Source organism: Flavobacterium sp. (assembly GCF_040402895.1).
Taxonomy (GTDB): domain Bacteria; phylum Bacteroidota; class Bacteroidia; order Flavobacteriales; family Flavobacteriaceae; genus Flavobacterium.
Window position 1 is genome coordinate 48,273 of the sequence record NZ_JBBALR010000001.1, and the last position, 19,564, is coordinate 67,836.

Annotated in this window: 22 protein-coding genes; 13 read left to right on the forward strand and 9 right to left on the reverse strand. The window is 32.3% G+C overall.

The window, feature by feature from the left end; translation table 11 throughout:
• The first annotated feature begins 7 nt into the window (after positions 1 to 7).
• Positions 8 to 658 (forward strand): DUF1287 domain-containing protein, encoded by a 651-nt coding sequence (locus ABWP60_RS00315; protein WP_353146904.1) that lies wholly within the window; start codon positions 8 to 10, stop codon positions 656 to 658.
• A gap of 59 nt (positions 659 to 717) precedes the next feature.
• Here the strand turns inward: ABWP60_RS00315 and ABWP60_RS00320 are convergent, their stop codons facing one another.
• From ABWP60_RS00320 to xrtF, 9 genes are all read right to left on the reverse strand, one after another.
• The gene (locus ABWP60_RS00320) at positions 718 to 2,073 is read right to left on the reverse strand and encodes a UDP-N-acetylmuramate--L-alanine ligase (RefSeq protein WP_353146907.1); all 1,356 of its coding nucleotides are present in this window, start codon (positions 2,071 to 2,073) and stop codon (positions 718 to 720) included.
• A gap of 72 nt (positions 2,074 to 2,145) precedes the next feature.
• Positions 2,146 to 2,820 (reverse strand): tetratricopeptide repeat protein, encoded by a 675-nt coding sequence (locus tag ABWP60_RS00325; RefSeq protein WP_353146910.1) that lies wholly within the window; start codon positions 2,818 to 2,820, stop codon positions 2,146 to 2,148.
• Positions 2,821 to 2,897: 77 nt separating this feature from the next.
• Complete coding sequence (locus ABWP60_RS00330) at positions 2,898 to 4,043, reverse strand: 8-amino-7-oxononanoate synthase (protein WP_353146913.1); 1,146 nt, start codon at positions 4,041 to 4,043, stop codon at positions 2,898 to 2,900.
• Positions 4,044 to 4,096: 53 nt separating this feature from the next.
• Entirely contained in the window at positions 4,097 to 4,585 is a 489-nt protein-coding gene (locus tag ABWP60_RS00335; RefSeq protein WP_353146916.1) for a DUF1761 domain-containing protein, read from the reverse strand.
• 51 nt (positions 4,586 to 4,636) lie between these two features.
• Entirely contained in the window at positions 4,637 to 4,987 is a 351-nt protein-coding gene (locus ABWP60_RS00340; protein WP_353146919.1) for a heavy-metal-associated domain-containing protein, read from the reverse strand.
• Positions 4,988 to 4,997: 10 nt separating this feature from the next.
• A complete protein-coding gene (locus ABWP60_RS00345; RefSeq protein ID WP_353146921.1) occupies positions 4,998 to 7,259 on the reverse strand; it encodes a TonB-dependent receptor in 2,262 nt (753 codons plus the stop codon).
• 49 nt (positions 7,260 to 7,308) lie between these two features.
• Positions 7,309 to 7,728, reverse strand: a complete 420-nt coding sequence (locus ABWP60_RS00350) for an HYC_CC_PP family protein (protein ID WP_353146924.1) — start codon at positions 7,726 to 7,728, stop codon at positions 7,309 to 7,311.
• Between the two features lie 30 nt (positions 7,729 to 7,758).
• Positions 7,759 to 8,205 (reverse strand): exosortase F system-associated membrane protein, encoded by a 447-nt coding sequence (locus tag ABWP60_RS00355; RefSeq protein ID WP_353146927.1) that lies wholly within the window; start codon positions 8,203 to 8,205, stop codon positions 7,759 to 7,761.
• Positions 8,186 to 8,737, reverse strand: coding sequence for an exosortase family protein XrtF (gene xrtF, locus ABWP60_RS00360; RefSeq protein ID WP_353146930.1), 552 nt, complete (start codon positions 8,735 to 8,737; stop codon positions 8,186 to 8,188). The genes ABWP60_RS00355 and xrtF overlap by 20 nt, the downstream gene beginning before the upstream one ends.
• Positions 8,738 to 8,806: 69 nt before the next feature.
• Here xrtF and ABWP60_RS00365 point away from each other — a divergent pair, with 69 nt between their 5' ends.
• The 12 genes from ABWP60_RS00365 to ABWP60_RS00420 all read left to right on the forward strand — a co-directional run bounded on the left by ABWP60_RS00365 (position 8,807) and on the right by ABWP60_RS00420 (position 19,540).
• Positions 8,807 to 9,259 (forward strand): XrtF-associated fRMsr-like GAF protein, encoded by a 453-nt coding sequence (locus ABWP60_RS00365; RefSeq protein WP_353146932.1) that lies wholly within the window; start codon positions 8,807 to 8,809, stop codon positions 9,257 to 9,259.
• A 121-nt stretch (positions 9,260 to 9,380) separates the two neighbouring features.
• Complete coding sequence (locus ABWP60_RS00370; protein WP_353146934.1) at positions 9,381 to 9,671, forward strand: TIGR03643 family protein; 291 nt, start codon at positions 9,381 to 9,383, stop codon at positions 9,669 to 9,671.
• Between the two features lie 8 nt (positions 9,672 to 9,679).
• Positions 9,680 to 10,075, forward strand: coding sequence for a DUF2452 domain-containing protein (locus tag ABWP60_RS00375; RefSeq protein ID WP_353146936.1), 396 nt, complete (start codon positions 9,680 to 9,682; stop codon positions 10,073 to 10,075).
• On the forward strand, positions 10,060 to 10,710 hold the full coding sequence (locus ABWP60_RS00380; protein ID WP_353146938.1) for a flavin reductase family protein: 651 nt from the start codon (positions 10,060 to 10,062) through the stop codon (positions 10,708 to 10,710). Before ABWP60_RS00375 ends, ABWP60_RS00380 begins: the two co-directional genes overlap by 16 nt.
• A 2-nt stretch (positions 10,711 to 10,712) precedes the next feature.
• Entirely contained in the window at positions 10,713 to 12,203 is a 1,491-nt protein-coding gene (locus ABWP60_RS00385) for a cryptochrome/deoxyribodipyrimidine photo-lyase family protein (RefSeq protein ID WP_353146940.1), read from the forward strand.
• Positions 12,203 to 12,922 (forward strand): YqjF family protein, encoded by a 720-nt coding sequence (locus ABWP60_RS00390; RefSeq protein WP_353146942.1) that lies wholly within the window; start codon positions 12,203 to 12,205, stop codon positions 12,920 to 12,922. Before ABWP60_RS00385 ends, ABWP60_RS00390 begins: the two co-directional genes overlap by 1 nt.
• 1 nt (position 12,923) lies before the next feature.
• Positions 12,924 to 13,061: a DUF2256 domain-containing protein gene (locus tag ABWP60_RS00395; protein ID WP_353146944.1), complete on the forward strand. Its 138-nt coding sequence runs from the start codon at positions 12,924 to 12,926 to the stop codon at positions 13,059 to 13,061.
• An 8-nt stretch (positions 13,062 to 13,069) separates the two neighbouring features.
• Positions 13,070 to 14,605 (forward strand): cryptochrome/photolyase family protein, encoded by a 1,536-nt coding sequence (locus ABWP60_RS00400; RefSeq protein ID WP_353146946.1) that lies wholly within the window; start codon positions 13,070 to 13,072, stop codon positions 14,603 to 14,605.
• Positions 14,602 to 15,894 carry a DASH family cryptochrome gene (locus tag ABWP60_RS00405; protein ID WP_353146949.1) on the forward strand — a complete coding sequence of 431 codons (1,293 nt, stop codon included), beginning with the start codon at positions 14,602 to 14,604 and terminating at the stop codon, positions 15,892 to 15,894. The genes ABWP60_RS00400 and ABWP60_RS00405 overlap by 4 nt, the downstream gene beginning before the upstream one ends.
• A 98-nt stretch (positions 15,895 to 15,992) precedes the next feature.
• Positions 15,993 to 16,262, forward strand: coding sequence for a 30S ribosomal protein S15 (gene rpsO, locus ABWP60_RS00410; protein WP_353078164.1), 270 nt, complete (start codon positions 15,993 to 15,995; stop codon positions 16,260 to 16,262).
• 138 nt (positions 16,263 to 16,400) lie between these two features.
• Positions 16,401 to 18,536, forward strand: coding sequence for a polyribonucleotide nucleotidyltransferase (locus ABWP60_RS00415; protein WP_353146952.1), 2,136 nt, complete (start codon positions 16,401 to 16,403; stop codon positions 18,534 to 18,536).
• A 140-nt stretch (positions 18,537 to 18,676) separates the two neighbouring features.
• Positions 18,677 to 19,540 (forward strand): sigma-70 family RNA polymerase sigma factor, encoded by an 864-nt coding sequence (locus ABWP60_RS00420; RefSeq protein WP_026718320.1) that lies wholly within the window; start codon positions 18,677 to 18,679, stop codon positions 19,538 to 19,540.
• The last annotated feature ends 24 nt before the right edge of the window (positions 19,541 to 19,564 follow it).

The following is a 19,564-nucleotide window of genomic DNA, read 5'->3' on the forward strand; positions in this document are numbered from 1 at the left end:
CAAAATTATGAATCACTTTTTCATTTTAAGTTTATTTTTAAGTTTTGCTTCCTGTAAAAAACATGAATCGGTTTCGGAAAGCACTAATTTCATTTCCAAAAATCAAGAAATTAGTTCGATAAAAAAACCTAATACTTTTTCAGAAAAGTTATCAAATGCAGCGATTCAAATTATTGATAAAGAAGTAATATATACCCCAAATTATGTAAAATTAAAATATCCAAATGGCGATGTTCCTGCCAAAACTGGTGTTTGCACAGATGTGATTATTCGAGCATACAGAAAATTAAATATCGATTTACAAAAAGAAGTTCATGAAGATATGGTGGCAAATTTCACAAAATATCCTAATTTAAAAAAATGGGGATTGAAAACTACAGATAAAAATATTGATCATAGAAGAGTCCCAAATTTAGAAGTTTTCTTTAGTAGAAAAGGAAAAACGTTATCAATTACTCAAAACGCTAACGATTATAAAACGGGCGAAATTGTATCCTGGATGATCAATGATAAACTACCGCATATTGGAATTATTACCCATTTAAAATCGAAAGATGGCAAACGTAATTTAATTGTTCACAATGTTGGCGGTGGACAAGTGTTAGAAGATTGTTTATTTAGTTATACGATTGTGGGGCATTTTCAATATGGGAAATGATTTGAAAATTGGTTAATTTGAAGGTTTGAAAATGTGACCCAAATCTTCAAATTCTTAAATTAATGCATCAAATTTTTCACGTCATCAAAATTCAATCCGCCGTAATTACCAGAACTCATTAAAAGTAAAGCGGAATTATTAAAATCTTGAGCAAATAAATAATTTTTAAATTCTGTTGGATTGGTATAAATGATTAAATCTTTTCTGTTGAATGCTTGTGCAATTTGTTCATAAGAAACTTCATCTAATTGTTTAATTTTTACCGCATCTGGCGAATAAAAAACCACAGCTACATCTGCTGCGTCTAAGGCACTTTCGTACTCTTTTAGAAATTCTGCATTTAAACTGCTATAAGTATGTAATTCTAAACAGGCAATTAATTTTCTGTCAGGATACTGATCTTTTACAGCTTTTGTAGTGGCTGAAACTTTACTTGGTGAATGGGCAAAATCTTTGTAAGCTACTTTATTACTGCTTTCTGCAATTTTCTCTAATCGTTTGCTTGCACCTTTAAAAGTAGCTATGGCTTCATAAAAATCAACCTCATCTACACCCATACATTGGCAAATCCATTTGGCACCTGCTAAATTATTTAAATTGTGTGCGCCAAAAACTTCAATTGGCATGGGTCCTTCTGGCGTATCTAATAATGTAGTTCCATTTTCAACCGTATAACTTGGAGTTTGATACGCCATTTTACGAATTGGATTTGTGGTTTCTTCAGCTACTTGTTTTACTGCTGTATCTTCTTCATTATAAACTAAAATACCACCATTTGTAATTAGTGAAGTAAAAATACTAAATTGTTCTACATAATTTTGAAACGTAGGAAACACGTTAATATGATCCCAAGCAATACCAGAAAGCAAGGCAATATTTGGTTGATACAAATGAAATTTCGGACGTCTATCCATTGGAGAAGATAAATATTCATCACCTTCTAAAACTATAAAATCGTTATTTTCTGTAAGATGCACCATCGTATCAAAACCTTCTAATTGGGCGCCAACCATATAATCTACTTCAATATTATGATAATGCATTACGTGTAAAATCATAGACGTAATCGTTGTTTTTCCATGAGAACCACCAATTACTACTCTAGTTTTGTTTTTAGATTGTTCGTACAAAAATTCTGGATACGAATAAATTTTCAATCCTAATTCTTGCGCTTTTAACAATTCTGGATTATCTTCTTTTGCGTGCATTCCTAAAATAACTGCTTCAATATCGGAAGTGATTTTTTCTGGAAACCAACCCATTTCAATTGGCAATAATCCTTTTTTCTCTAAACGGGATTTAGATGGTTCAAAAATAGCATCATCGCTACCAGTGATTTGATAGCCTTTATTATGTAACGCTAATGCTAAATTGTGCATGGCAGCTCCGCCAATAGCAATGAAATGTGTACGCATTTTGTATGATTAATGGTGAAAGATATTTGGTGAAAGGTAACAATTACCATTTACCCAGAACCTTTTACCTAATTACTTTTTAATGTTTTGTGCTTTGTCTTTGTCTTTTAATTTATACATGTATAAATCAAATAATTTTGTATATGTTATGGCTGATTTACCTAATTGATGTGCTTTTATCAAATTTACTTCTGCAGCTTTATATCTTTTGTAATACACATCTATATAACCTTTTGCTAAATAACCCTCTACTTTTGATATGGCTAAAAGTTCATCAGCGTATTTTGCTGCTTTGGTTTCACTACCACCAATAATGCCTGGTAATTCAATATATAAAACCACTAATGCCCAACGCGATTCAAGATGTTTTTTATCTAATTTAGCCGCGGTTAAAAAAGCTGTTTCTATATCACTTATCATACCAACCGCCTTAAATTTATTTACCGATTTGGCTTTCATTCCTAGGGCACCGCCATATTTAAACCAATAAGTAGCACTATTTGGAATTTGTTGTTTTAATTTCTTGTAATATGTAATGGCTACATCCCATTTTTTTGAGTTACCAGCTATATCACCTAAATATTCTATAGTTTTTAAATGATTTGGAACGGTTTTCAAATAACTTTCAAATAAAACTTTGGCTTCTTCAAACTTTTTTTCTTTGTATAACTTTTCCGCTTTCTCAAATAAAGTCTGAGAAAACATGCATTGAGAAAAAAGCAATAAAAATAAAATGTATTTTTTCATGGGTTAAAAATATTTTCAAAAATAAGAAAACAATTCGTTTTTTTCAATAAAAAAGTAGTACTAAATACGTGTTTTACTTATTTAAACGGATGACGCTGCTGCCAAACGGTTTCAGGTTCTAAATTTCTAAATATTTTTCCTAAAAATGTATTTACTAATTTGTTATTATGATAAATGAAACCCGACATCATAACCGGTGTTGCTCCAATAGAACTTTTAATTTCTAAAGCGGTTCTTCCGAAAATAATTTTATTGAATTGATGGGCAATTCCAAATTCTGTCATATTGTACAACATATTTAAATACAACATTTTATCTTTTTGAACTTGATCATCGTATCCTAAAAAGTAAGTTTCTAAAACATCATCGTTTACTAAAACAGAATGAAATCCTACTAATTTTTCTTCTAAAAAATAACCAAAAATTCTAAAACTAGCTCCACATTGTTTTTTAAAAGTGGAGAAATGATTTTCTGCCAGGAAAAAAGTATTAAAAGGAGCATTTTTAGCTACATAATGATATAATTCATTGATTTTATTTTCATGAAAAACAACTGCTTCTACATCTAATTCTTCAACTAAAATTCCTTCGAATTTTTTATGGGCTCGTTTATATTGATCTCTATATTTTTTTGAAAAGGCGTTATAATAGTCTTCATTTGATAACCAATTCGTTGGTATTTCGAAAATCATATTAGGTTGTGTTTTGAATTCGTACACTTTTTCGAAAGCATTTTTTTTAAATTCAATAGCACAATTCTGATAAAAATCTTTAAAAGAAACCAAGTGAATTTTAATTCTTTTTTGTTTGAAATACGCTTCCAATTGTTTTGAACTTTGTCTCAAAATAAAACTAATTTCTTTAAAACTAATTTCTTTATTGAAAGCAAAAGCATTTTGACCAGTGATCATGTTATTTCCAATAAATAAAGTATGTGAAGCAAAATTTCGAAAAATAAAATTTCGAATACATTTTTTAAAATAGTTGTCTCTTTCTCCAAACGAATCTAACTTATTCAAATCCAAATATTGGGCTAACGAAACACCAATAAGATCTGAATTTTCATAAAAACCAATGTAAAAACATTGCATGTTAGTTGGCGCCGAACGTTCTAAAACTTCTAAATAAGGAAGTTGTAAAAAATGATTGGCAACTGCAACTGCATTCCAATTTTCTGGAACGTCTTTTATGGATTCGAATATTTTTACCGTAATTTTTTTCAAGGCATAAAAAAGTCCCACAAATGTAGGACTTCTATTTTATAAATAAATGTTAATTATTTCCATCCGCAAATAATTGCACCCATAATAGTTAATGAAACCATCCAATATCCTGAAGTTACTAATATATATTTCCAAGATTTTTGTTCAAACAAACTATTGATTGCTGTAATTGGTAAAACAAAAAATAATCCTGTAAAAAAACCATGTAATGCTCCGTGTTGAAAACTCCTAAATGCATTTCCGTAGTCTGCGATAAACGCTGCGTATGATGGTAAGGCTTTAGCTACATTATCAGGACCACCAATCATTCCTAAAGCTCCTATTTGATGAATTACAATTGATGATAATGTCAATGAAATTAGAAAAGAATAAAAGATGGTTAATCCGAAGACTTTAAGTAGATTACTTTGTTGTGCTTTCTCTTCAGTCATTCCTGTTTCGTTCATCCAAATTGTACCAAATACTTTTGGATTGTACCAAATAAAACCAACAACTAATGATACAAAAGTTGCCGCTAAAATTGCATAAAAATTAAAAGGCATAATGAAATATTTAATTGGTTAATAATTCAAATATAATAATTTTTTATAAAATTAATGCTTTGCTTCAGTTCGATACAAACAACAGCCATGAATTTTTGCATATTGTTCGTCAGTAGCTTTGATATCTTTGGTGTCATGACCTGCTTTTGCAATAGCTTTTTCTACATCTAAAACGGTGCATTTTGTTTCATCAATAATTAGATGTATGACTTGATCTTCTGCATGCCAAACAGCGCTTTTAACTCCTTTTACAGAATAAGCGGCTTTTTCTATACGTTTTTTACACATATCACACACGCCATTTACTTCTACATCTACTTTTTTATTTTTATTTAGTAGCTCTTGTGCGTTTGTATTCAGACCTAAAAAGGCAATAAATACTACTAATACTATTTTTTTCATAATTTTAGTTTTAATGATTTTGTTCTTTTTTATCTTTTATTTTAAATCGTATTCCTGCATAATACATTGTACCAAAAACAGGTCCATAAATCATGGTACTATCAAAATAGGGACTATTGGGATTATCCGATGCAATTATAGCGTTTTTTTGTTTAAAATTACCTAAATTTTCAGTTCCAAAATACATTTCAAATGTACTTGAAAATGTTCGAGTTATTTGTGCATTTACAAGCTGATAACTTGGCGTATTCTCTGATAATTGATACTCAATTGGATTGGCTAGTGTATTTGGCAATCTTTGCTGACCAATCCAATTATAAGTAGCATCAAATTTCCATTGCTGTCCTTTTTCTAAAATATGCGTTTCATAAGCAATATTAGCAAAGAAACGATTTTTTGCTTGTAAAGGTTTATCTAATAATCCAGTCGCATAATCGTTTTTTACATTTAAATATTTATAAGCCGTTCTTACATTTAAATGCGTCATTAAATTAATATTCCATTCTATTTGAAATGATTCTGCAAAACTTTTCCCTTTTAAGTTAGAGAAAGTTACTTGTCTTGCATTTTCTAAATCTACCACAATTTGATTGCTGAAATCCGTTTTATAATAATCCACAACCAGTTCATTTTCTTTTCCAAAAAGATAGAATTTCTGAATAAAACTTGTGCCATAATTCCATGCTATTTCTGGGTTTAAACCATATAATTTTCCGTTATCATTTTTAATAATAATATCTCTAGAACTGGCTAAAACATTTATGTTTTCTGCAAAAATATTTGAGGCTCTTTTTCCTCTTCCTGCAGAAAAACGAAGCGTGGTTTTTTCAAACGGATTGTATTTAATATGAGCCCTAGGGGTAAAAAACAAGCCCAATCTGTTATGATTGTCCGCTCTGGCACCTAAAACAAAACTGAAATTATTTAAATTATCGAAAGAATATTCAAAAAACGAACCAATTGAAGTATCTATTCTGTCATATTCTGCCATAAAATTGGCTTCTAAATGTTCTTGAAATTTATCAAAATTAAAATTCAAACCCGTAATAAATTTATGTTTAGTATTGTTAATAATCGAATTAAAAATAAGATTTGAAAAATAATTTTTATGATGAATATGATGCACCTTATCGCCAAATTCCGAATGCATTTTATTGTACTGAAAGGCTTGTTGAAATCCAATACTTTGAAAAGGCATATCAGGATATACATAGCCTATCTTGTTGGAAATTTCTATTTTATCTGTATTGACCTGGCTCGTCCATAAATTTGGATTCATTACCATTTCGTGCGAATTATCATTGATAGTTCCTCCTGTTTTTTCGTCAGAAAAATATTTTATATTTAAGAATGATACAATTCCTTTTTCTGCATTATTGTATTGCCAACGATTTAAAATATTAACTTGTTTTCCTAACGGATTGTCTAAAAATCCATCATGATTCATATCATTTTTACTATTTCTAGTATTGCCGTGTACTAAAACTAATGAACTCAATTTATCTGAATATTTATTAGCAAAATGAGTATTCAATTCATATCTGCCATCATTGGAGGCATAAACATTGGCAAAAAACGGATCTTCTTTTTGTGGTTTAATTAACTCATAATTTATTTGACCCGAAATACTTTCGTAGCCATTGACCACACTTCCGGCGCCTTTAGTAATTTGTATGCTTTCTGCCCAAGTTCCTGGAATAAAGTTTAAACCTGTTGCTTGTAGAGCGCCGCGAATCGCTGGAATATTTTCTTCACTCATTAAAATATACGGGCTGGTTAATCCTAACATTTTAATTTGCTTGTTTCCCGTTACGGCATCAGAAAAATTTACATCTATAGACGGATTGGTTTCAAAACTTTCCGATAAATTGCAACAAGCCGCTTTTTGTAATTCACCTTGCGATAAATGTTGCGTATTGGTAACTGCTTTTTGTTTTCTCCCCAAGGTATTTTGCTTCTTTACAATAGTTACTGTCGCAATATTGCTTTCAGAAGCTGATTTTTCTAATTGAATAGAAAAATCAGATGTAACACTTTGTTGTATTTCAAGTGTCTGAAAACCCACTTTTTCTAAAATTAATATTAGGTTTCGGTTTCCTTGAATTAAAGTAAACGAGCCGTTTTCATCAGAATACAAAATGGTGTTTAATTCCTGAATTGTGATTTTTACATTTGAGATAGGATGGTTCTCATTATCAATAATTTTTCCTCGTACACTACTTTGAGCTAAAGAAAATATTGGCAGTAATGCCAAAAATAAAAGTTTATACATAATTTAATTAATAAAGTTTATAATTTAAAAAAACTAAAAACGATATAAATTATGCGTAAAAAATAAGTTGAGAATAGAGTTTATAAAAAGGTGGGGCATTAGAATTACAATAGTAATCTATATTTTTTTTATTTGTGTAAAAGCAGGCTACTTTACTAAAGAATTCAGACGTTTTATTTATAAAATTTACAACAAAAAAATCAAATTGAAAATCTTTTAAAGTAGAGTAATCAATTTTGTTTTCGGTACTAATTTCCTCATTAGAACAGCAACCATCATGTTTATTATCAACAGAATCTGAAGAACAGCAAGATATTTCCGATGCAGAATCGACTAATTTACTTTCTTGATAAACTAAGGACACATAAGCAATTTGGTCATGGCAAAAATGCAAAACCAAACTAGCACTACTATTTACTAATAAAATAAATAATGCTAAAAAAATACTTATATGTTTTTTTAAATTCATTACTGCAAATTTATAATATTATTTTACAACCTATTGTTTATTAACACTTTTTTGATAAAAAAAAGCAGGAACAAATAAAATTAAAAATAAAGGCTGAATTAGAAATCTTCTCACATAGAAAAGAAATAAATAGTCTGGCGTTTTTGAAATATATAATAAACTGAAAAAAAGTATTATTAAAACCACAAAGAAAATAGACAATAAAAAAGAAGTTAATTTTACTATGGAAACATCTTTAAATAAAAAATAAACTATCAAAACTGTAAACATACTATTTATGGAATACCTATATAAAATTCCTAAAAACAATTTAATAGTATTAAATTCTGGTATCGTTTTGTTTTGTGTATTCCCATGAAAAAAATCTAGAAAAGGATCATAAAACAACTCTTTTTCAAACATTCTAATTAGCATTAAGGCAATTACCAAAATGCCAATAATTGCTATATCTAAGACTTTACTTTTTTTCTTTTGCATACGCTGAAAATTTTAGCACCCAAACAACCCACAACACAAAAACTACTCCATAAATAATTAGTGGAAACAAAATATCGTGTAAAAAAGTGCCGTATTCTGGGTACTTATACAGCCCTGTAGTTAGCAAAGCAATTCTGAAAATATTCAATATGAAAATCAATATCGAACCTAAAAAAATATATAAAAAAGTAGCAATATATCTATTTGAAAATGCAAAAATAAACGATAAAAATAGTATAATTACACTAATTGAGTTACAACCTTCAACTATCCTAGCAATATATTTGGAATTGTATATAACTTTATAGGAAGGTTCAAATTCATGCTTGATTATTTCGCAATTTGAACCAAAAAAAACAAGACTATTTTTTGTTTGTTCCGCTACAAAATGTGTGATGCCATCCACTTCATTTTTTTGTTTGTGGTATTGATCTAAATAATAAGAGTATAGTATCGTAACGATAAAATAACTTAATAGAAATTTCGTTAGAAAAATAAAAAAAACTTGGTGCTGCTGAAATATGTTTTTCAAAATTTTAATTTTAACAAAAATATAATTTTTACTTTCTTATTTATACATAAATTTACAAAAAAATTAAAAATGGAATTTGAATCTATAAAACCGCTAGTAAAAAATATAATTAATAGTAATGATGATAAAGATGAAAAGCTTACTCGCATTTGTCAATTATTACACGATTCTGTTTCATATTACAATTGGGTTGGTTTTTATTTTGCAAATCAAGAAACCAAAACATTACATCTTGGGCCATATGTTGGTGCGGAAACAGATCATACCGTTATACCATTTGGAAAAGGAATTTGCGGCCAAGTTGCAGAAAGCAATGCTAACTTTGTGGTTCCAGATGTTTCGGCTCAGGATAATTATATTGCTTGCAGCTTTACCGTAAAATCGGAAATAGTAGTGCCTTTGTTTGTAAATGAAATAAATATCGGACAAATAGATATTGACAGTCATGTTATCGACCCATTTACGGAGGCAGATGAACATTTTTTAGAATTTGTAAACAAGCAAGTAGCTTCGCTCTTCTAAAAATAATCTACAACTCCTGCTTTAATTTCAATTAAAGATTTTTTTATTCCATTTCTATATTGAAAATCAAATTATTCTTCTTAATTTTGTTTACTTTTTTTTAATTAAAATTAAACAAAAAATGCCTGTTTCTCAAAAAACTGAATTAGACGACCTTGCTATTGATAGAATTATCGAAATGGCTTGGGAAGATAGAACGCCTTTTGATGCTATAAAATTTCAATTTGGCTTAGCTGAAGCGGATGTAAAAGCATTAATGAAAAAAGAATTAAAATTCTCAAGTTACAAACTTTGGCGACAACGTGTGGAAAATTGTAAAACCAAGCATGCAGCAAAACGTGTTGAAGGAATAGATCGATTCAAATGTAAATTACAAAGAGCCATTTCTAATAATAAAATATCTAAAAGATAAAAGCAAAAATGGAAAACAAAAAGCCAGACAATATTGTTTTTTCTGATGACAAAGGATACAATGCCAGTTTTCTACCCTACGCAACAAGTGTAGGTGCACCAATCATTAAAGTTGACGATGTGGCCGCATGGAAAGGAAGAGGTGTAAGAAATGTAAATAAAGAATTTGAAAATAAATTCAATGAACTTAAATTACAATATCAAAATTTAATGGAAGAGTTTGAATGGAATGAGTTGGTTTACAATTCAAAATTTTCATTTGAACCTATTATTGGTGAGATTTATCATTTATATGCAACTGGTGACGGAACTTACTTTTTGTCATTAATTCCACCAAACGAGTGGAATAAAGAACACATTGGAACCTTTCAACTAAATAGCGATAAAAAATGGGTGAAACTATAGTAAAGCATATTACTCATGAACAAATTATGAACATGGAAAAACAGGAACGTGTTCATTTTGCAAATAGCTTAGGTGGTTTTAAAAGCGTTGGGTTAATTGGAACACAAAACAATAAAAATCAAACCAATTTAGCTATCGTAGATTCTATTTTACATATTGGAAGCAATCCGCCTTTGTTTGGAATGGTATTTAGACCAGGCGTTGTGGCGCGTCATACACTTGAAAATATCTTAGAAACAGGTTTTTACACCATCAATCATATTAACGAAAAAATTCATAAACAAGCCCATCAAACGTCTGCAAAATATGATAGAGATTGTTCAGAATTTGACGTGACTGGATTAACTCCTGAGTATAAAAATAACTTTTTCGCGCCTTTTGTAAAAGAAAGCAATGTGCAATTGGCAATCGAATTCAAAGAAAAAATAACGCTTTCCATCAATAACACCGTTCTAATTATTGGAGAAGTGAAAGACGTTTATTTCCCAGAAGATTGTTTACAAAAAGATGGATTCCTTGATATTGAGAAAGCAGAATCTATAACTTGTTCTGGACTAGATAGTTATCACAATACAACACAGGTATCAAGGTTAAGTTATGCTAAACCTGACAAAACAATTACTTCACTAATTTAATTTTGACTAAAAAAATTATCAATATAGTTTGGTTCAAACGTGACTTTCGTTTGATTGATAATGAAGCCTTGTTTCATGCGCATCAATCAGGAGTGCCGCTTTTATTGATTTGTTTTTTTGAACCGACGGTTATGAGTTATGAGGATTCTGATATTCGTCATTGGCGGTTTGTATACGAATCCATTCAAGATTTGAATAAAAAACTAGCGCCTTTTAATGCTTCCCTCTATTTATTTCATAACGAAGTCAAAACCGTTTTTTCGCAATTACTTCAGGGGTATGATGTCAAAGCCATTTTTTCGCATCAAGAAATTGGAAACAAATTGACCTACGATCGCGATTTGGATATGAAAGCGTTTTTTAATTCTAAGGAAATCGAATGGAAAGAATATCAATTGCATGGGGTCATTCGAAAATTAAAATCAAGACAAAATTGGGAACAACGCTGGGAAAAAGTCATGCGCGATACACCTAAAACAATTAAAGAATCCGATTTAAAAACGATTGAATTAGCGTCTGATTTTTATAACAAAATAAAAGGACCTGAGTTAGCCGCTGAAATCACGAATCCAAATCCAAACTTTCAAAGAGGTGGCGAATATTGGGCATGGCGGTATTTGGATAGTTTTGTCAAAGAGCGCTATGTCAATTACAGCAAACACATTTCGAAGCCAGCTTTAAGTAGAAAAGGATGCAGCCGCTTGTCGCCGTATTTGACGTATGGAAATATCAGTATGCGGATGATTTATCAATATACCAATCAGCATTATGAAGCGTCCAAGAACAAACGCGCCATTCTCAATTTCGTGTCACGTTTGCATTGGCATTGCCATTTTATGCAAAAATTCGAAGACGAATGTGAAATGGAGTTTGAAAATGCCAACCGAGCTTATGATACTTTAATAAAACCAAAGAACGAAACCTACATTAAAGCCTGGCAAGAAGGAAAAACAGGTGTGCCAATTGTCGACGCTTGCATGCGATGTTTAGTTGCCACGGGGTATATCAACTTTAGAATGCGCGCTATGGTGGTGTCGTTTTTTACTTTTAATTTATGGCAAGATTGGCGCGAATTGCATTTTTTAGCACGGCAATTTTTAGACTATGAACCTGGAATTCACTACCCACAAATTCAAATGCAATCGGGTACCACAGGAATTAATACGATCCGAATTTATAATCCCATTAAAAATTCTGAAGAACATGATACAGACGGTATTTTCATCAAACAATGGCTGCCCGAATTAAAAGAAGTGCCACTACATTTGCTTCATGAACCTTGGAAAATGAACGAAATGGAACAGCAGTTTTATAATTGTAGCATTGGTATCGATTATCCTGAGCCAATTGTAAACATAGAAGAAACTCGAAAATACGCTAGCGATATCGTTTGGAGCTTTCGAAAAAAAGACGAAGTGAAAACAGAAGGCAAACGAATTTTGCAAAAGCACGTAAGTAATCCGAATCGGAAAACAAAAAAGAAAACACAATAATGGCACTATTTTTAAAAGCAGATTGGGAAAATATCATCATGGCCAATTATGAAATTGATCCACAAATTTTAATTCCATACGTGCCAAAAGGAGTTGAAATTGACTTGTTTGAAGACAAATGCTACATCAGTTTAGTGGGCTTTATGTTTAAAAACACCCAATTATTTAATGTCCCAATTCCGTGGTTTGGAACTTTTGAAGAAATTAACTTGCGCTTTTATGTTGTTCGAAAAGAAGGAAACCAAATAAAAAGAGGCGTTGTATTTATTAATGAAACTATTCCATACCCAATTGTAGCTTGGGTAGCCAATAAATTATACAATGAGCATTACACCGTCGTTCCTACTAAACATGAACAAATTTTAGGAACAGATTCAAATCAAATAAAATTTGAATGGCTAGTAGATTCCAAATGGAATAGCATTGATGTTCAATATTCAAATAAATCTAAGACTATGAAAAACAATAGTTTAGAACAATTTATTTACGACCATTACTACGGTTACACCAAAGTAAACGACATAAAAACAGAAGAATACAAATTGCAACACCCAAGTTGGAAAACGCATACCATTTTAAATTATAAAATTGAGTGCAACTTTCAGGCGATGTATGGAAAAGATTTTGCAATTCTTAATGAAACAAAACCAGCAGCAGTTTTTATTGCTAAGGGCTCAAAAGTTGGAATAGAATGGAAAAGAAATCAACTGAAACTGTAGTATGAAAGGAGTAAAAAAGCAAAACCTACCAACTAAATTGTGTATGGTTTGCCAAAAACCATTCGCTTGGCGAAAAAAATGGGAAAAAGTGTGGGACGAAGTCAAATACTGCAGTGATAAATGCAGAGGAAAAAAATAAACTAAACCATGTCAAAAACCCTTCGATTACTTCTTGGAGATCAATTAAACTCCCAGCATTCTTGGTTTAAAAAGAGTGATGATTCAGTGACTTATGTCATGATGGAAATTCGCACAGAAACCGATTATGCCAAACATCATATTCAAAAAGTGGTGGGTTTTTTCTCGGCCATGCAAGAATTTGCCTCCGATTTACAATTGCAACAACACCAAGTTGTTTATTTTCGTTTGAACGATACTAGCAATCTACAATCGTTTGAAAAAAACATTCGCTTTTTAATTGAAAAAGAAGCATTCACCCATTTTGAATACCAATTCCCAGATGAATACCGCTTGGACGAACAACTGAAAAAATTGTGTCAATCACTTGCTATTGCGACCTCCGTTTGCGATTCGGAGCATTTTATGAGTTCAAGAAACGAATTAGGAGATTTTTTTGAAGGTAAAAAATCCTTTTTAATGGAAAGCTTTTATCATATGATGCGAAAAAAACATCATGTTTTAATGGTAGGCGATAAGCCGTTGACAGGGAAATGGAATTACGATGGCGAAAATCGAAAAAAATTGCCCAAAGACCACAAACCCACTTCGCCATTGGTTTTCCAAAATAATGTGACCCATATCCTATCTGAAATTCAAAAAACAGACATCCAAACCATCGGAAATATTGATGCTAACAATTTTGTTTGGCCTGTTAATAGAAAACAATCTCTAGAATTACTTGAATTTTTTGTAACCGAATGTTTGGCACTTTTTGGGAGTTACCAAGATGCGATGACACCTAACGAATGGTCTTTGTATCACGCCCGACTTTCGTTTTCGATGAACGTGAAAATGATTTCGCCTTTAGAAGTGATTAACCGCGCTATATTGGAATGGGAAAAGAATCCCGATACAATTGCTTACCATCAATTGGAAGGATTTGTTCGCCAAATTATTGGCTGGCGCGAATACATGCGCGGAATTTACTGGAACAAAATGCCAGAATATGCCACGATGAATTATTTCAATAACGAAAACCAACTTCCAGAATGGTTTTGGACGGGAAAAACCAAAATGAATTGCTTGAAAGATGCTATTAACCAATCTTTAAATTATGCCTACGCGCATCACATTCAGCGATTAATGATAACTGGAAATTTTGCGCTTTTAGCCGGTATTCATCCTGACGAAGTCGACGCCTGGTATTTAGGAATCTATATCGATGCGATTGAGTGGGTAGAAATTACCAATACTCGCGGTATGAGTCAGTTTGCTGACGGTGGAATTGTAGGGACAAAACCTTATGTGAGCTCGGCAGCTTATATCGATAAAATGAGTCATTATTGCGGCAGTTGCTTTTACAAAAAAGCAGTTAAAACAGGTGATAAAGCTTGTCCATTCAATAGTTTGTATTGGAATTTTTATGATAAAAATGAAGACAAATTAGGCAAAAATCCTCGTATCGGAATGATGTATAATGTGTGGCGCAAAATGAAACCGGAAGACAAAGTTGCTTTATTGGAACAAGCTGATTATTATTTAAAAAACATAAATGATTTATGATTAAGAATGCACTAGTTTGGTTTAAAACCGACTTACGAATTGAAGACAACGAAACGCTTTTAAAAGCAATTTGTCAAAGTGAGAAGATTATTCCAATTTATTGTTTTGACGAAGCCCATTTTGAGACTACTCCTTACGGATTTAAAAAAACAGGCCCTTTTAGAGCGCAATTTTTATTGGAATCCCTTCAGGATTTGGATGTTAATTTAAGAAAATTAGGATCTGGTTTACGCATTGTTTTTGGCAAGCCAGAAATTGAAATTCCTAAATTGGTTCTAGAATACAAAGCGCAAAAAGTATTTTCCAAGCGAGAAGTAGCGATTGAAGAAATTCAGACTGAAAAAGTGGTTCGAACGGAACTTTTTAAATTGCGATGTGAATTAGAAACCTTCAGCACCAGTACTTTGTATCATGCTGAAGACTTGCCTTTTTCCATAAAAGATATTCCGGATGTATTTACCAATTTTAGAAAAAAAACCGAAAAGGATTCCGAAATTCGAAATCCTTTTGATGCACCATCAAAAATAAATTCGCCTGAAATTTCTCCTCTGGAATTACCTACTTTAGAAGCGTTAGGTTTAACAAAAACTGCAATTGATTCTCGCGCGGTATTGCAATTTAAAGGAGGCGAAAGCGAAGCAATACAACGTTTAAAACACTATTTTTTTGAGACGCAATATTTGTCTAGCTACAAGGAAACTCGAAACGGAATGGTTGGTGCCAATTATTCGTCCAAGTTTTCAGCTTGGTTAGCTTTGGGTTGTATCACTCCAAGATTTATTTATGCTGAAATCAAAAAGTACGAAAAGCAATTTGGCGCCAATGATTCGACCTATTGGTTGGTTTTTGAATTGCTTTGGCGTGATTTTTTCCGATTTATGTTTAAAAAATACCAAACCAAATTTTTCTTGTACGAAGGCATAAAAACAGAGAAAGTGAATTCTAAATCCTTAAATGAAAAGTTGCTTTCACAATGGATCAATGGCACAACACCTTCCGATTTTATTAATGCCAATATGCTCGAATTGCAACAAACCGGATTTATGAGTAATCGAGGCCGACAAAACGTTGCCAGTTATTTTTGCAACGAAATGAATATGGATTGGCGCATTGGTGCGGCCTATTTTGAAGAGCAATTAATTGATTATGATGTGTGCAGCAACTGGGGAAATTGGGCCTATTTGGCCGGAGTCGGAAATGATCCAAGAGGTCATCGTTACTTTAATATTGAAAAACAAGCTAATGATTATGACAAGAATAAATCATATAGAAAGTTGTGGTTAAAATAAAAAAGAGTTAAAAGTTGCAACTTCAAAAATAATTTGTAAATTTGCAGCCGTATTGAGATATACTCAATCTACATAATAATCATTTAAATAATATTAGCATGTATTTGACTAAAGAAACAAAAGCTGAAATCTTCGCTAAACACGGAGGAAAAGCTGAAAACACAGGTTCTGCAGAGGGACAAATTGCGTTATTCACATTTAGAATTTCACACTTAACAGAGCACTTGAAAAAAAATCGTCACGATTTTAACACAGAGCGTTCGTTAGTGCTTTTAGTAGGTAAAAGAAGAAGTCTTTTAGATTACTTAAAGAAGAAAGATATCTTAAGATACCGTGAGATAATTAAAGAATTAGGAATTAGAAAATAGTATACTAAAGGGGCTTTGGGCCCCTTTTTGTTTACAAATAAGCAGAAAAGTTTGGTTTTTCATTGGGTTAGAGACACGACTACAACACCTTTACAACAACACAACTAACCCTTTGTATAACCTTTGAGAATTAAATTTATGATTCCACAATTATTTGTAGAAAAAATCGATTTAGGTGATGGCAGAAGCATCACAATCGAGACAGGGCGTTTAGCGAAACAAGCTGACGGATCTGTAGTAGTAAGAATGGGTGATACGATGATCCTTGCCACAGCAGTAGCATCTCGTAACATCAACCCAAATGTAGATTTTTTACCTTTAACCGTAGATTATCGCGAAAAATTTGCAGCCGCTGGTCGTTTTCCAGGTGGTTTCTTCAAAAGAGAAGCACGCCCAAGTGATAGCGAAGTACTAACGATGCGTTTAGTTGACCGTGTTTTACGTCCACTTTTCCCTGACGATTACCATGCGGAAGTTCAAGTTATGATTCAGTTAATGTCTCATGATGAAGAAGTTATGCCTGATTCATTAGCAGGTTTAGCCGCTTCAGCAGCATTAGCCGTTTCAGACATTCCTTTTTACAACTTAATTTCTGAAGTACGTGTTGCGCGTATCGATGGAAAATTTGTAATTAACCCAAGCAGAGAAGACTTAGCAAAATCTGACATCGATATGATGATTGGTGCTTCTATGGATTCTGTAGCAATGGTAGAAGGAGAAATGAAAGAAATTTCAGAAGCAGAAATGGTAGAAGCTATCAAATTTGCACACGAAGCTATTAAAGTTCAAATTCAAGCGCAATTGCGTTTACAAGCTGCTTTTGGTAAAAAAGAAACGCGTACTTACGAAGGTGAGAGAGAAAACGAAGAAATTTACAAAAAAGTAAAAGCTGCTGCTTACGATAAAATTTACAATATTGCTAAAGTGGGTTCGGCTAAACACGAAAGAGGTGCTGCATTTGCTGAAGTAAAAGAAGAAGTAAAAGCGTTGTTTACAGAAGAAGAATTAGCAACTGACGGTGACTTAGTTTCTAAATATTTCTATAAAACAAATAAAGAAGCCGTTCGTAACGTAGTATTAGAATTAGGTATTCGTTTAGATGGTAGAAAAACCACGGACATCAGACCAATTTGGTGTGAAACAGATTATTTACCAAGAGTACATGGTTCTTCCTTATTTACTCGTGGAGAAACGCAAGCGTTAGCTACAGTAACATTAGGAACTTCAAGAGAAGCGAATCAAATAGATTCTCCATCTGAACAAGGTGAAGAAAAATTCTATTTACATTATAACTTCCCTCCTTTCTCAACTGGAGAAGCAAAACCGCTAAGAGGAACTTCAAGAAGAGAAGTAGGTCACGGAAATTTAGCACAAAGAGCGTTAAAAAATATGATTCCTGTAGATTGTCCTTATACGATTCGTATTGTATCTGAAGTATTAGAATCTAACGGTTCGTCTTCTATGGCAACCGTTTGTGCTGGAACTATGGCTTTAATGGATGCTGGAGTACAAATGGTAAAACCAGTTTCTGGAATTGCGATGGGATTAATTACTGATGGTGAAAAATTTGCAGTATTGTCTGATATTTTAGGGGATGAAGATCACTTAGGAGATATGGACTTTAAAGTAACTGGAACGGCTGACGGAATTACAGCTTGTCAAATGGATATCAAAATTGACGGTTTACGTTATGATATTATGGAGCAAGCTTTAGGACAAGCACGTGACGGACGTTTACATATTTTAGGAAAATTAACAGACACAATTGCAGCTCCAAGAGCTGAAGTTAAAAAACATGCTCCAAAAATTATTACAAGAACTATTCCTGGAAACTTCATTGGTGCCTTAATTGGACCTGGTGGAAAAGTAATTCAAGAATTACAAAAAGCTACTGGAACTACTATTGTGATTAACGAGGTGGATGAGCAAGGTCTTGTTGAAATCTTAGGAACAGATCCTGATGGAATTGCTGCGGTATTAGCAAAAATAGATTCTATCATTTTCAAACCAACCATGGGAGAAGCTTATGAAGTGAAAGTAATTAAAATGTTAGATTTTGGTGCGGTAGTAGAATACACTGCTGCTCCAGGAAACGAAGTTTTATTACACGTATCTGAATTGGCTTGGGAACGTACAGAAAACGTTACGGATGTAGTAAATATGGGCGATGTATTCCAAGTAAAATACTTAGGAATTGACCCAAAAACTAGAAAAGAAAAAGTGTCAAGAAAAGCACTTTTACCAAGACCTCCAAGAGAAGAGAAAAAAGATTAGGCATCTAATGCATAATCTTATTTTTAAATAATTTAAATCCCGATAATTTTCATTTTCGGGATTTTTTTTAACCCTTTTGTAACTTTTTTATTTTTCTTGCGTATAACAAACAGAACAATTAAAGTGAAGGGGAAAATTCAATGAGACAACTTAAAATCACCAAGCAGGTTACCAATCGTGAAACTGCTTCCTTAGACAAATATTTACAGGAAATTGGTAAAGTAGATTTAATTACTGCCGATGAAGAAGTAGAATTAGCACAACGAATTAAAGCGGGTGACCAACGCGCCTTAGAAAAATTAACAAAAGCGAATTTACGTTTCGTGGTATCGGTTGCCAAACAATATCAAAATCAAGGTTTAACATTACCAGATTTAATTAACGAAGGAAACTTAGGTTTAATTAAAGCCGCACAACGTTTTGATGAAACACGTGGATTCAAATTCATTTCGTACGCCGTATGGTGGATTCGTCAATCGATTTTACAAGCATTAGCCGAACAATCTCGTATTGTACGTTTGCCTTTAAACAAAATTGGTTCTATCAATAAAATCAACAAAATGTATGCTTTGTTAGAGCAATCTAATGAAAGACCACCTTCTGCTGAAGAAATTGCAAAAGAATTAGATATGACCGTAAATGACGTAAAAGAGTCTATGAAAAACTCAGGGCGTCACTTATCAATGGATGCACCGCTTGTAGAAGGAGAAGATTCCAACTTATACGACGTTTTACGTTCAGGTGAATCACCAAATCCAGATAGAGAATTAATTCACGAATCATTACAAACCGAAATTGAACGTGCTTTAGAAACCTTAACACCAAGAGAAGCCGATGTAGTACGTTTATATTTTGGCTTAAGTGATCAACATCCAATGACGTTGGAAGAAATTGGCGAAACATTCGATTTAACTCGTGAGCGTGTGCGACAAATTAAAGAAAAAGCGATTCGCAGATTGAAACATACTTCGAGAAGTAAAATATTAAAAACATATTTAGGATAAATTTAGTCGGAAAGACTAAGGCCA

What these genes read in the sequence shown, in the direction of transcription:
- ABWP60_RS00315 (WP_353146904.1), top strand. Translation starts at nt 8, where the DNA reads ATGAATCACTTTTTCATTTTAAGTTTATTTTTAAGTTTTGCTTCCTGT.
- ABWP60_RS00320 (WP_353146907.1), bottom strand. Translation starts at nt 2,073, where the DNA reads ATGCGTACACATTTCATTGCTATTGGCGGAGCTGCCATGCACAATTTA.
- ABWP60_RS00325 (WP_353146910.1), bottom strand. Translation starts at nt 2,820, where the DNA reads ATGAAAAAATACATTTTATTTTTATTGCTTTTTTCTCAATGCATGTTT.
- ABWP60_RS00335 (WP_353146916.1), bottom strand. Translation starts at nt 4,585, where the DNA reads ATGCCTTTTAATTTTTATGCAATTTTAGCGGCAACTTTTGTATCATTA.
- ABWP60_RS00340 (WP_353146919.1), bottom strand. Translation starts at nt 4,987, where the DNA reads ATGAAAAAAATAGTATTAGTAGTATTTATTGCCTTTTTAGGTCTGAAT.
- ABWP60_RS00345 (WP_353146921.1), bottom strand. Translation starts at nt 7,259, where the DNA reads ATGTATAAACTTTTATTTTTGGCATTACTGCCAATATTTTCTTTAGCT.
- ABWP60_RS00350 (WP_353146924.1), bottom strand. Translation starts at nt 7,728, where the DNA reads ATGAATTTAAAAAAACATATAAGTATTTTTTTAGCATTATTTATTTTA.
- ABWP60_RS00355 (WP_353146927.1), bottom strand. Translation starts at nt 8,205, where the DNA reads ATGCAAAAGAAAAAAAGTAAAGTCTTAGATATAGCAATTATTGGCATT.
- ABWP60_RS00365 (WP_353146932.1), top strand. Translation starts at nt 8,807, where the DNA reads ATGGAATTTGAATCTATAAAACCGCTAGTAAAAAATATAATTAATAGT.
- ABWP60_RS00370 (WP_353146934.1), top strand. Translation starts at nt 9,381, where the DNA reads ATGCCTGTTTCTCAAAAAACTGAATTAGACGACCTTGCTATTGATAGA.
- ABWP60_RS00375 (WP_353146936.1), top strand. Translation starts at nt 9,680, where the DNA reads ATGGAAAACAAAAAGCCAGACAATATTGTTTTTTCTGATGACAAAGGA.
- ABWP60_RS00380 (WP_353146938.1), top strand. Translation starts at nt 10,060, where the DNA reads ATGGGTGAAACTATAGTAAAGCATATTACTCATGAACAAATTATGAAC.
- ABWP60_RS00390 (WP_353146942.1), top strand. Translation starts at nt 12,203, where the DNA reads ATGGCACTATTTTTAAAAGCAGATTGGGAAAATATCATCATGGCCAAT.
- ABWP60_RS00395 (WP_353146944.1), top strand. Translation starts at nt 12,924, where the DNA reads ATGAAAGGAGTAAAAAAGCAAAACCTACCAACTAAATTGTGTATGGTT.
- ABWP60_RS00400 (WP_353146946.1), top strand. Translation starts at nt 13,070, where the DNA reads ATGTCAAAAACCCTTCGATTACTTCTTGGAGATCAATTAAACTCCCAG.
- ABWP60_RS00405 (WP_353146949.1), top strand. Translation starts at nt 14,602, where the DNA reads ATGATTAAGAATGCACTAGTTTGGTTTAAAACCGACTTACGAATTGAA.
- rpsO (WP_353078164.1), top strand. Translation starts at nt 15,993, where the DNA reads ATGTATTTGACTAAAGAAACAAAAGCTGAAATCTTCGCTAAACACGGA.
- ABWP60_RS00415 (WP_353146952.1), top strand. Translation starts at nt 16,401, where the DNA reads ATGATTCCACAATTATTTGTAGAAAAAATCGATTTAGGTGATGGCAGA.
- ABWP60_RS00420 (WP_026718320.1), top strand. Translation starts at nt 18,677, where the DNA reads ATGAGACAACTTAAAATCACCAAGCAGGTTACCAATCGTGAAACTGCT.